The organism is Paenibacillus sp. EB106-06-01-XG199, from assembly GCF_058791575.1.
In genome coordinates this window covers 284,074-295,568 of sequence record NZ_JBYTDQ010000005.1, presented here as the reverse complement: position 1 = coordinate 295,568, position 11,495 = coordinate 284,074, and the positions used below count along the sequence as shown (strand labels likewise).

Genomic DNA, 11,495 nt, shown 5'->3' with positions numbered 1-11,495 from the left:
GAGAACATAAGGGCTACAGCCGTAACTACAGAAGATAACGGGAGGAACGAACATGGGGCAAAAGCTCGTGGGAATACTGCTAAATGCCGCTATGCACCGGGGCGTTCCCCGGTTAAAAACGGGACAGGAGTCGCTGGAGAGCTATGAGGAGGCGGCTGCCGCTTACGGATTGACCCCCTGCTTTTTGAAGCTGGCCGACATTGATACAGAATCCGGATTCAGCGTCGCTTATATCAAGGGGTCCCAGGGATATCGCAGAGCCGTAATCCCCACACCGGGTGTAATCCATAACCGGGCAATTTACAGCCAGGGCAGCAGCGGAATCGAGCGGCTGCTTCGGCAGGGCCTTTTGATATACAACACATGCAACCGTTACGGGAAAGAACAGATTCACGGGCTGCTGGAACAGAACGTAGACCTGCAGAGCTATCTGCCGGTTACAACAACAGGGCTCCCGGGTCTCAAGGAGATGATGGACCTCTACCCCGACCTCATCCTCAAACCGTGCCGCGGCAGTATCGGCAAAGGGGTCATGCGTCTTACTCACTTCAGCGGACGGAGCTGGACCTGGAGTTATCTGCCTTCACGTTCTAGCCGATGGGTAAGCAGCTTCGTGGATCAGGATGCTTTGCCACGGATGCTTCGGGCGCGTCTCGCCGCTGAATCCTATCTGGTGCAGGAACGTATCCCGCTGGCTGAAATCGGCGGACGCCCCTTCGATCTCCGGGTCACGGTGCAACGCGGGTGGGGAGGAACTTGGCAGGTGACCGGCATGTTTGCAAAGCTGGCCGCTCCTGGCGGGTTCGTATCCAATATCGCGCGGGGAGGCGAAGCGCTAAGCGCCTCCTATGTGCTGGATCAGGCCTTCCCGGGGGAAGCTGCAGCATACCTTCGAATGACAGTGCAGACTCTCAGCCTCGCCATCGCACGCGAGCTGGAGCACAGTCTTCCCGGGCTTGCCGACATCGGGCTGGACATCGGCATCACCCGCAACAGACGGATTTACTTCATTGAATGCAATGGCCGTGACCAGCGTTATGGATTCCTCAAGGCAGGACTCAGAGGAACCTGGAAAGAAAGCTACCGCAGGCCAATGGCTTACGCCCGGTTCCTGCTCGAAGACGCCTCCCGGTATAACTCTTATTGATTTGTCTCCTATTCTATGTCAATATAATTCAGAGCGGTTAAGGCCCCGGGTATGGGGCCTTGTTGCTGCATGATGGAAGGGAGATGTTCATGGTTAAACAATTGCTGCGGCTGATGACGGAACTGTCCTCGCACAGATGGCTTTCCCGGTTGATGGGGGCTTTTTCCCATAGCAGACTCAGCCGTTTTTTGATCCCGGTATTTATTAAGTCCTATCATATTCCCGCTGCTGAAGCGGAGAAGCAGTCCCGGCAATATCATACGCTTAACGAATTTTTCAGCCGGCGGTTGAAGCCGGGGATGCGCCCTGTCGCAAGCGGGGACAATGCCGTAGCCAGTCCGGTGGATGCGATAATTACCGCCATGGGTGAGATTCATTCCGGAACAATTATGAATGTAAAAGGACAGGATTATGAGCTGGAAGAACTGCTTAACCACTCTCCGCACCTGGAGCTGTACAAGAAAGGCTTTTTCTTCGTGCTGTATCTGAGCCCTACGGATTATCACCGGATTCACGCGCCTCTCACCGGGCGCAAAGTCGAGAGTGATCATATCCGCGGCCGGGCTTATCCTGTCAATGAATTCGGCATGAGACATATGAAGGGTGTGCTGAGCCGCAACGAACGTCTTATTACTTATATCGCGGGAGCGAATGGGGAAGCAGCGGTTGTAAAGGTAGGCGCAATGAATGTCAGCAGCATCCGCTACACCGATGAACAGGCCATGGAATGGCAAATCGGCGATGATCTGGCTTATTTTGAATTCGGCTCAACCGTAGTACTGCTGCTGGAGAGCGGCACCTTTACTCCAAGGGCCGGGCTGACAAGCGAGACCAAGGTCAAGATGGGTGAACTGCTGGGAACCTTGCAGCGTCATCTTTAACATTTCATCCTAACCTAACAACGAACATATAAGGGTACTCCGCAAGCCTTGAACAGGCCGGAGTACCCTTTTTCATAGTTCTTATATTTATTACTAATTTCAAGCTTTTGGCTGATGTTTCCTCTTGATTATCAACATGATCCCTCCGATATACATGTAGGACCATACATACATCAGGGGGAACTTTTACATGAACAAATCGAAAGACCGGCTCGGCAAATTCACTAACTTATCTTTAAGGATCAAGCTTCCCGGGCTGATTACCCTGCTGGTAATCGCCAGTGTGCTGGCTATATCCGTCTCAGTGTACAGCTTGGGCTCGGAACTGCTGCTCAAAAAAAGTAAAGACGAGATTACCGCCAACTCTGACCGGATCGGGGAAGGCTTATGGACTGCCGTGCAGCTGCAGAAGGAGGCCTCTTACCTGATTTCATCGCAGGAATTGTTCCGCGCGCTGTTGAATCTGCGGGAGGAGGGAACGTTGTCCGAAACCGAGTTCTTTTCCGGGAAGAACCCTTATTACAGTGCCTCCAATGAGAAGCTTGCTACAATCCTGAAGAACACAAGGGGCAGCCAATCCATGGTCGTCCTTGATGCCAAAGGGACCATTGTTGCCGGAAGCAATAAAGAGACCGTCGGCGAATCACGCTCAGACAGGGAATATTTCCAGAAATCCATAAAAGGCGAGGCTTTTATCAGCGATGCCACGATATCCCAAAGCACAGGCCAGTTGATTATAGCTTTTTCCCGGCCGATTAAGGATTTAAACGGCAAGGTAATCGGCGTGTATTCATCCAACATGAGCTCCGAATTTTTTATAGATAAATTAGGAAAAATTCAAATTAACGGCCACGGCCAGATTGAAATTCTGAGCCGGAGCGGAATCGTGCTGTACAATTCGAAGGATGAGAAAAGAATAGGATTAAAACCTGAAGGTACCGAAGCTCTGCTTAACCTGCAGGCGAAAGACGATATCCTCACCGGAGAAAGTGATCTCGGAACAGAATATCTCCGGTACAACAAGATTCCAGATGCCGACTGGATAGTATCGGTCATTGATTCTTACGAGGATATCAAAATGCCGATTATGTCCATGCTTAAGCAGATTGTCGCCATTTCCATATTGGCCGTGCTGCTCGTTACTGCGATAGGCCTGATAGTATCCAGATCGATCACACGGCCGATTGTGCAGCTGAGCAAATTGTTCAGACAGCTGGCCTCAGGCGACCTGCAGGTTACTGCCACGGGAAAATATAATAGTGAATTCAAGGAGCTTGCCGACAGCTTTAATACGATGGCTCAGCAGAACAAATTGCTGATTACGAATATGAACACCTCCATTTCCGTGCTTAATTCAAGCACCAAGGATCTGGACGAGTCCTCCAAGCAGACAGCCAAATCGATCGGCGAGACAACGGTAACCACTGCAGAAATTGCCACAGCCATAGAGTCGCAGGCGCATGATACCGAGACGATTGTGGATAAATTCCTCAGCTTCGGCGAGAAATTCGTCTCCATGAATGAAAAAGCCCAATCCGTCAAAGAGCGGGCCGATGAAATTATTGAAGTCTTCCACAGCAGCAATCAGGTTGTAGAAGAGCTGTCCAATATCAGCGAGCAAAACGATGAGGAAGTACAGAAAATCTCTGCGATTACCCTGAAGCTGCAGGAAAGCTCGAGCAGTATCGGCCAGATCACCGGAGCGATCAGCAATATCGCCAAGCAGACAAATCTGCTTGCACTGAACGCCTCTATCGAGGCGGCAAGGGCCGGGGAATATGGACGGGGATTTGCCGTAGTTGCCACTGAAATCCGCAAGCTGGCTGAACAGAGCTCCATCCAGTCCAGTGAAATCAACGGGATCATCGGGCAGAACCTGGCTTTCGTACAGGAAAACCATCAGAGCGTGCAGCAGATTAAGGATATTTCTACACAGCAGGACGAGTATGTAGGCAGAACCCGGCAGGCCTTCCATGCCATTCACCAGAATATTACGGATATCACCGAACAGATTAAGAGCATGGCTGATGACATTGATCTTATGCAGCATGACAAGGACGAAATGCTGGAATCCACGCAGAATCTGTCGGCATCGGGTGAGCAGGTTTCGGCTTCGGTTGAAGAGGTCACAGCAACAATGCATGAGCAATCTTCCATGGTTCACCGTTTAGCCGATATGGTCGAAACCATTGACGGGTTAACCAAAAGCCTGGCGGAGGCCGCCTCCAAATTCAAGTTGGAATAGCATTACATCTTCATCAGAAAGCAGCAAAAGCAGCAGGTCGCTGTTACAGGGACCTGCTGCTTTTGGGTTTCATGGATGATTTCGTTTAGACAACGCCCGGATACCGCTACTCCGTTACCTTGCTCTGGTTAGCCACCTCACGGGCTTTGGCCTGCACCTCTTCGGGCACGCCGAGATAGAAGCGGCTGATCGGCTTCACATCGTCATCCAGCTTATAGACCAGCGGAACACCGGTCGGAACATTAAGGTCGAGCAGCGCTGTCTCGTCAATGTCCTCCATAAATTTGATCAGCGCCCGCAGGGTGTTGCCATGTGCCGAGATCAGCACCCGCTCTTTCTTGCGGATCAGCGGCACAATCCGCTTGCCCCAGAAATCGCCGACGCGGTGAACGGTATCCTCCAGGCTCTCGCCGCGCGGGATATCCCCGGAGCGCACCTCCTTGTAGCGGATATCGTTTCTGGCATAACGCGGGTCATCCGGCTCCAGCAGCGGCGGACGGACCGACAGGCTGCGCCGCCAGATATGAAGCTGCTCTTCACCATACTTGACCGCAGTCTCACTCTTGCTCAGCCCCTGCAGCGCACCATAATGGCGCTCATTCAGCTTCCATGATTTCTGTACGGGAATCCACAGCAGATCCATTTCCTCCAGCACATAATTAAGTGTCTTGATCGAACGTTTCAGTACAGAAGCGAAGGCCAGATCGAACGTATAGCCTGCTTCCTTCAACAGCTTCCCGGCCGCTTTGGCCTCTTCTATTCCCTTTTCCGTCAGATCGGGATCGCTCCAGCCTGTGAATAAATTCTGACGGTTGTACTCGCTCTCCCCATGCCGTATCAATACGATTTCATACATATTCTTTCTCCTTCCTTAAGCCATTGGTTTGGTCATTTTTTCTGCTGCTCAGTATATGAATTCAGCGGCTCACCGATGCTTTCTCAGGGTTGGGCTGAACAATTGTACGCTCATACAAAAATCCCTTTATCCTTATGCCCCCTGCAGAGATAGAAGAATACACCCCAGTACCGCAAAACAGCGCCCTGTATCTTCTATTCAGAAAGAATCCGCTGGACCCTTTTCTTCTACATGCCAGTCTATGAACCATGAACCATTCAAAAAACCGGACGCCGCAAGGCCCCGGTTCTCCGCTTGTATTTGATACTGCCCTAGTTGTCAGAACCAACAGTCTGTAGCTGCCATGTTATTCTGCTTCAAGCGTCTCCAGCGGTTTCGAAAAACCCCGGCGCCTCCACCTTTACATTCACTATTGCATATTCTGCGTCCTCTAAACATCAGTTATGTTCTCCCTTCCAAGCTGCTATGTAAATCCTCGCATACTAAGTTGCAACGTATTTACCCTTGCAGCAAAAAGCTGAAACAAAAGGAAGAATCAGCGGATTTCAGACGGACTTTTCCCCGTATGCTGCTTGAACTGGCGGCTGAAAAAGAAAATATCGCGATAGCCCAGTGCATCGGCTACCTCGGTGACATTCATCCCGGCATATAGCAGCAGGTGCTGGGCCCGCTCAATCCGGGCACGGATGACATAGGACTGGACCGAGGAACCTGTAATCTCTTTGAATTTGATCGAAAAATACCGTGGCGACAGCCCTGCCCGGGCTGCCAGATCCTCTACCCGGTGCGCCGCTCCGGGATGCTGGCTGACGTAGTTGGCCACCTCGTGGATGACCTCAGCCAGCTGATTGCTGACATGCCGCTCTACCGGCATCACCCGGTCCTCGCGCAGCAGATGAATCATCAGCTGCTTCAAGATCAGCCGCCCCTCCTCTTCTGCAGCGTAGGTCTTCACCAGGAACAGGCGGACATAACGGGCGAGCAGGTGCTCGAATTCCACTGTTTCGGTCAATTCACGATAAGGCTGGGGAATATCCGTGACCTCTTCGGTTACGTCAAAATGAATGTATGTAAGCACTAGCGGCTTTTGCGGATTATGGGTCGCATACGTAAAGTCGCCCGGACGGAACAGGAAGCAGCTTCCCTTTCCTACCTTGAAAGGCACTCCGCTGCGCACAACCGTACCTTCTCCGCTCCAGACATAGAACAGATCATAATTTTGCAGCGGCTTCTCTCTTTTTTGCCACTTCCAGCCCGGTTCGCAGACAATTTTCGCCAGAGCAGGCAGGATCACAAAAGAGGACGGCGATGCATGCAGCATAATATTTCCTCCTAAATTTTTTGTGAGCGTTACCTCACTGAATTAGCTTCGACAAAAAATCGCTTCGAAAGCATATGCTTAAGTTTTGAAAGCATACATTTTCCTTACTCTTATAATACCTTGTCACGTGTATTTTTGCACATCCTTCCAGGCCAGAAGCAGGCGGTTCACCCCTTCTTCCAGTGCCTCAGCATCGAGATGGGAAAAAGAAAAGCAAGCCGCCGGACTCCCCGGGCCTATCCGGTACAGTGCAACGTCGCGGAAGTCTGCGCCTCGCTGCAAAGCCGCTTCACGGAAGGCGGAATACTCCTGTTCCGAGCGCAGCCACCGGGCATAAATATGCAGGCCGGAATCGCCGGGCAACGGCTGAAAGAGCATTCCGAGCCGCTCATTCAGAAGCGCACGGAACATGCGGGCACGCTCCCCGTATATGCGCGTCATCCGCCGCAGATGGCGGCTGTATCCGCCAGTGCTCATGAACCGGGCCAACGCCCGCTGCTCAAGCTGTGCGCCTGGAAGCGGTTCATATAGCGCCTTGGCCGCTGTCACAGGACCCACCAGCGAAGGCGGCAGCACGGCGAACCCGAGCCGTAGCCCGGAGAACACGCTGTTAGAGAAGGAGCCGATATACACCACCCGGTCCTCCCGGTCGAGCGCCTTCAGCGGTTCAATCGGCCGGCCGCCCCAGCGGAACTCGCTGTCATAATCATCCTCGACAATGACCGCCTCCTGCCGCCGGGCCCATTCCAGTAAGCTGCGCCGCCGGTCGAGCGGCAGTACCGCTCCGGTGGGAAATTGGCGGCTCGGCGTCACAAACAGCAGCCGGGCTGCCCAATCCTCGGGCACAAGCCCGCTCTCGTCAACCCGTCCCGGCAGCAGCTTACCGCCGCCAATCTCCACTGCCCGGCGGATGCCATGAAATCCGGGATCTTCCACAACGGCAGTTTCCCCCGGTTCCAGCAGCAGCTGCACCAGAAGTACAATGCCCTGCATCGAGCCGCTGAACAGCACGATCTGCTCCGCATCGGCTCGGATTCCCCGGGTAATCCGCAAATGGGCAGCTATTGCCCGCCGCAAGCTCTCCTCCCCTTGCGGCGGACAATAGCCCTCCAGCATCCCGCCTCCCTTGCCTCCGGCATAATTCAGTGCGCTCCGCCACTCGCCGTAAGGAAAATGCTCGATCCGCATGCCACTGCTGCGAAAGCTGATGGCATCTTCACCAGCCTGCCCGTAGATGGAAACTTGGCGATCCATCAGGCGCTCACCCCAAGAGGAAAGCGGGACCGCTCCAGGTTCAAGGAATTCCCGATCAGGTGTGCGAATTTCCTCACCGGCCGGATTGAATCCAGCACCGGCCCTTGGTGAATCAACCACCTGATGATCGGTTGAATCCTCCCTGTATACCGGCTCTCCCCCGGCAGCAGGAAAAAAGCTGTCATCTGAAACAAAGGTACCCCGGCCCTTCTCAGTCTTGATGTAACCGTCAGCCAGCAGCATGTCATATACCTGTGATGCTGAACCGCGCGACACAAGATACAGCTCGGCAAGCCGTCTTGTTGACGGCAGCCTTGTCCCCCCGGGAAGTATCCCCTCCAGGATCGCTGCCCGGAGCGCATGATATAACGCCAGATATTTATAACGGTGGATGGCCAGGTACTGGTCATATGGCAGTGTGAAATTCATCTCCCCACCCTTTCCTCAAAAGTGGACTAATAAAATAACTCTAAACCGGTCCTTTTTCATTGTCAATTTATCAACTATTCTAAGTAAACAATTACTCAAGGTAAGTACTCCGCCACTATGATGAAAAGGACGTGTATTATGCGCAGAAAAGAATTTAAGATAGAGCAGGAAGAAGAAGTGGCCCAATTTTTGCAAGAAATGAGCTTTGGTTTTCTCGGTACAAGCGATGAACAGGGACAGCCGCGGGTCACTCCGCTGAATTTCGTCTATATGGAGGGCTGCTTCTATTTCCACGGCAGTCATGCCGGAGGCAAAATGGAGAGCATCCGCCAGCAGGCGCGGGTCTGCTTTACCGTTGCCGACGAATACGCGCTAATCCCCTCTTATTTCAGCGATCCCCATCTCGCTTGCCCTGCCACGGCCTATTTTAAAAGCGTAACTGCTTATGGAGTGGCAGAACTTGTGGAGGCGTCCGCCGAGAAGGCTGCTGTATTGTCCCGGTTTATGAACAAGCTGCAGCCCGAGGGCGGCTTTGATCCTATTGATGCCGAAGATCCGAAATACCGCTCGCGGCTGAAGGGTGTTGCGGTCGTACGAATTGTTCCGGATGAGCTGACAGCCAAATTTAAGTTTGGACAGAATCTGAAAGAAGAGGAACGGGCCGGCATCACCCGGGGTCTGGCGGAGAGAAACGGAGAACGCGATGCTGAAACGATAGAAATGATGAAAAAATACTGCCCCCACCATAGCTGACTTAAGTAATCGAAATTTCTTAAGAGCTATTTTTATATGAAAATACTCCTTCATCTTTGTCCACTCCCGTCAGCAATCTTTTGCATATAGTGGATTGTGGTACAGCCATTAAGAGGAGGAGGGAGAAAAATGAGTCTTTTTTTTCACAATAGCACCAATTCTGCTCTGCGTGTGGCGATTTATTTTCCCGATATGAATAGATGCGGGATACCCATAATAGGAGAGAGAGGTATATTGGCTGCCTGGTACCGTTTGGAGCCTGGTCAAACGAGACGAGTTGTTAGTGGTAGGGTAGGGGGGAGCACATTTTATTATTATGCTGAGAATGTGTCAAGAACTCTTGTATGGTCAGGTAGTTTTCCTATAGATGTTCCTAATAATGGCCACAATGGATGTTGGAGCCGGGATGTACCCGGAAGCTTATGCGCTAATTGCAGAAGACTCAGATTTAGAAGAATTAATATAGAAGAGGGCGTTGTTAACTTTACAATCAACCTTATTACAAGCAGCACCCTAAGAAAAGCTAAGCGAAAAAATGTCCTGACGGCATTACCGACCAAACTCGTAAAAAAAGCACCTAAACCGGTTAACCGCAAGAAACTTTAAAAGTTGAACTAGGACATGTCTTCGAACCGCTTTCCCGCCAAAACCTACTGCTGTATACCCAAGGAATCATGGGTACAATACCATTTTCTGATCACAGGCGGAGAAAGGCATTTCGCTAATAGGCAGTTTTTTCGGCGGAGGCATATGTCTCGGTGTTTCAGAGACTTCGCTCTTCTTCCGAAGACGTGTGTGCGTCCGGGAAGTGTATTCCTTGATCTGAGTACAAACGGACCGAGTTGCACCTATTTTGAGCTTTTAGCCTGTTAAAGCAGGAAAACGGACTCCAGCGCAGTTATTTTCCCCTGATGGCCGCCTTTAGATAGAATGCAGAGCAGATAAGGCCGTCTGGGTCCGCAAAAGAGAATAAACAGGGTTTCTACTCTCCATAGAGTCTCCTGAGTCCGTCCCTCGAGTAAACGAACCCGCTGCGGGCTTTTAGGGGCCCTACTTTACCCTACTTTCATTACTAAATCCGCTGCTTCCCCAGAGATCTTCCAGTTTGAAGAGAGGCTGGCTGGGAAGAACCGGATTCTGCTGTTTCCCCGGTGATTTCTGTTTCTTGCCCAGAAGGATGTCAGGCGTCAATTTCATCAGTGACGGCAGGGAATCACGGTGATATAATGTTAGGCAATGTTAACGTATATATCCCAGAAGAATACCGGAAGGATGAAACTGATGAATCCACTGGCTGGACAATTAAACGAAAGCATCAAGGCAGGCAATGAACATGTGTACGATATGCTCTCCGATCTTGGCAAGGCGATCTATTTTCCTAAAGAGGGCATCCTGAGCCAATCCGCAGAAGCAACAGCTCACGCCAAGAAATACAATGCAACCATCGGTATTGCTACCGAGAATGGCATGCCTATGCACCTTGGTGTCATTCAGGATAAGCTCTCTGCTTACAGTCCCAAAGACTTGTACGGCTATGCTCCTCCTGCAGGCAAACCAGAGCTGCGAACTGTATGGCGGGAAAAAATGCTCCGTGAAAATCCATCGCTCGAAGACAAATCCTTCGGCAACCCTATCGTTACCAATGCCCTGACGCACGGGCTCAGCATAGTTGCCGATCTGTTCGCAGAACAAGGCGATGCCATCATCTATCCGGACAAGAACTGGGAGAATTACGAGCTGACCTTCGGCATCCGCCGGCTCAGCGAAATCGTCAACTATCCGCTTTTCACTGAAGATATGAAATTCAATAGTGAAGGACTGCTGGAAGCGCTGCTCGCCCAGAAGGGACGCGGCAAAGCTATTGTCCTGCTCAACTTCCCTAATAACCCTACAGGCTATACTCCCGGCCTAAAAGAAGGAGAAGCCATCGTTGCCGCGATTCTGCGCGCTGCCGAGGAAGGCATCAATGTCGTAGTCGTCAGCGATGACGCGTATTTCGGACTTTTCTTCGAGGATTCTCTCAAGGAATCGTTGTTCGGCCGTCTGGCCAATCTCCATCCGCGCGTGCTGGCCGTCAAGATTGACGGGGCCACCAAAGAGGAATTTGTCTGGGGCTTCCGCGTCGGCTTCATCACTTACGCTTCCGAGAACAAGGAGCTGCTTGCAGCACTGGAACAGAAAACGCTCGGCATTATCCGCGCCACTATTTCCAGCGGTGCACACCCGTCTCAGACGTTTGTGCTGGATGCACTGAAGGCCCCGCAGTTCGCCGAACAGAAGGAAGAAAAGTTCCAGATCATGAAAGGCCGTGCCAACAAAGTGAAGGCGCTGCTGGACAGCGGGAAATACGGCGATGACGTATGGACGTATTATCCTTTCAACTCCGGCTACTTTATGTGTCTGAAGCTGCACACTGTATCAGCTGAAGACCTGCGGCTGCATCTGATCCACAATTATGGCCTGGGCACAATCGCCCTGGGCGAAACCGATCTGCGCATCGCCTTCTCCTGTATTGAAGAGGAGCAGCTTGAAGATTTGTTCGACCTGGTTTATGCGGGAATCCGCGATTTGGAAAAAGCCTGACCCCAAAACCATTGATCTCGAAATCA

General features: G+C 51.7%; 9 protein-coding genes. 6 read left to right on the top strand and 3 right to left on the bottom strand.

Going from position 1 to position 11,495, the window contains the following annotated elements:
- Positions 1-52: 52 nt before the first annotated feature.
- The 3 genes from AC3WT9_RS19775 (at position 53) to AC3WT9_RS19765 (ending at position 4,273) form a co-directional block, all read left to right on the top strand.
- Positions 53-1,147 (top strand): YheC/YheD family endospore coat-associated protein, encoded by a 1,095-nt coding sequence (locus AC3WT9_RS19775; RefSeq protein WP_341096020.1) that lies wholly within the window; start codon positions 53-55, stop codon positions 1,145-1,147.
- Positions 1,148-1,236: 89 nt separating this feature from the next.
- On the top strand, positions 1,237-2,028 hold the full coding sequence (gene asd, locus AC3WT9_RS19770; RefSeq protein WP_341379714.1) for an archaetidylserine decarboxylase: 792 nt from the start codon (positions 1,237-1,239) through the stop codon (positions 2,026-2,028).
- 190 nt (positions 2,029-2,218) lie between these two features.
- Complete coding sequence (locus AC3WT9_RS19765) at positions 2,219-4,273, top strand: methyl-accepting chemotaxis protein (RefSeq protein ID WP_341379715.1); 2,055 nt, start codon at positions 2,219-2,221, stop codon at positions 4,271-4,273.
- Positions 4,274-4,379: 106 nt separating this feature from the next.
- Here the strand turns inward: AC3WT9_RS19765 and gpmA are convergent, their stop codons facing one another.
- The 3 genes from gpmA to pdxR form a co-directional block, all read right to left on the bottom strand.
- Positions 4,380-5,129 carry a 2,3-diphosphoglycerate-dependent phosphoglycerate mutase gene (gene gpmA, locus AC3WT9_RS19760; RefSeq protein ID WP_038596044.1) on the bottom strand — a complete coding sequence of 250 codons (750 nt, stop codon included), beginning with the start codon at positions 5,127-5,129 and terminating at the stop codon, positions 4,380-4,382.
- 535 nt (positions 5,130-5,664) lie between these two features.
- Positions 5,665-6,450 (bottom strand): helix-turn-helix domain-containing protein, encoded by a 786-nt coding sequence (locus tag AC3WT9_RS19755; protein WP_038596047.1) that lies wholly within the window; start codon positions 6,448-6,450, stop codon positions 5,665-5,667.
- Between the two features lie 123 nt (positions 6,451-6,573).
- Positions 6,574-8,133, bottom strand: coding sequence for a MocR-like pyridoxine biosynthesis transcription factor PdxR (gene pdxR / locus AC3WT9_RS19750; protein WP_341096023.1), 1,560 nt, complete (start codon positions 8,131-8,133; stop codon positions 6,574-6,576).
- A gap of 138 nt (positions 8,134-8,271) precedes the next feature.
- On the opposite strand from pdxR, the gene AC3WT9_RS19745 reads away from it, so the two are divergent.
- From AC3WT9_RS19745 to AC3WT9_RS19735, 3 genes are all read left to right on the top strand, one after another.
- Positions 8,272-8,886 carry a pyridoxamine 5'-phosphate oxidase family protein gene (locus AC3WT9_RS19745; RefSeq protein WP_341096025.1) on the top strand — a complete coding sequence of 205 codons (615 nt, stop codon included), beginning with the start codon at positions 8,272-8,274 and terminating at the stop codon, positions 8,884-8,886.
- 129 nt (positions 8,887-9,015) lie between these two features.
- Positions 9,016-9,492, top strand: coding sequence for a DUF1036 domain-containing protein (locus tag AC3WT9_RS19740; protein WP_341096026.1), 477 nt, complete (start codon positions 9,016-9,018; stop codon positions 9,490-9,492).
- A 675-nt stretch (positions 9,493-10,167) separates the two neighbouring features.
- A complete protein-coding gene (locus AC3WT9_RS19735) occupies positions 10,168-11,469 on the top strand; it encodes an aminotransferase class I/II-fold pyridoxal phosphate-dependent enzyme (RefSeq protein WP_341096027.1) in 1,302 nt (433 codons plus the stop codon).
- The last annotated feature ends 26 nt before the right edge of the window (positions 11,470-11,495 follow it).

What these genes read in the sequence shown, in the direction of transcription:
- AC3WT9_RS19775 (WP_341096020.1), top strand. Translation starts at nt 53, where the DNA reads ATGGGGCAAAAGCTCGTGGGAATACTGCTAAATGCCGCTATGCACCGG.
- asd (WP_341379714.1), top strand. Translation starts at nt 1,237, where the DNA reads ATGGTTAAACAATTGCTGCGGCTGATGACGGAACTGTCCTCGCACAGA.
- AC3WT9_RS19765 (WP_341379715.1), top strand. Translation starts at nt 2,219, where the DNA reads ATGAACAAATCGAAAGACCGGCTCGGCAAATTCACTAACTTATCTTTA.
- gpmA (WP_038596044.1), bottom strand. Translation starts at nt 5,129, where the DNA reads ATGTATGAAATCGTATTGATACGGCATGGGGAGAGCGAGTACAACCGT.
- AC3WT9_RS19755 (WP_038596047.1), bottom strand. Translation starts at nt 6,450, where the DNA reads ATGCTGCATGCATCGCCGTCCTCTTTTGTGATCCTGCCTGCTCTGGCG.
- pdxR (WP_341096023.1), bottom strand. Translation starts at nt 8,133, where the DNA reads ATGAATTTCACACTGCCATATGACCAGTACCTGGCCATCCACCGTTAT.
- AC3WT9_RS19745 (WP_341096025.1), top strand. Translation starts at nt 8,272, where the DNA reads ATGCGCAGAAAAGAATTTAAGATAGAGCAGGAAGAAGAAGTGGCCCAA.
- AC3WT9_RS19740 (WP_341096026.1), top strand. Translation starts at nt 9,016, where the DNA reads ATGAGTCTTTTTTTTCACAATAGCACCAATTCTGCTCTGCGTGTGGCG.
- AC3WT9_RS19735 (WP_341096027.1), top strand. Translation starts at nt 10,168, where the DNA reads ATGAATCCACTGGCTGGACAATTAAACGAAAGCATCAAGGCAGGCAAT.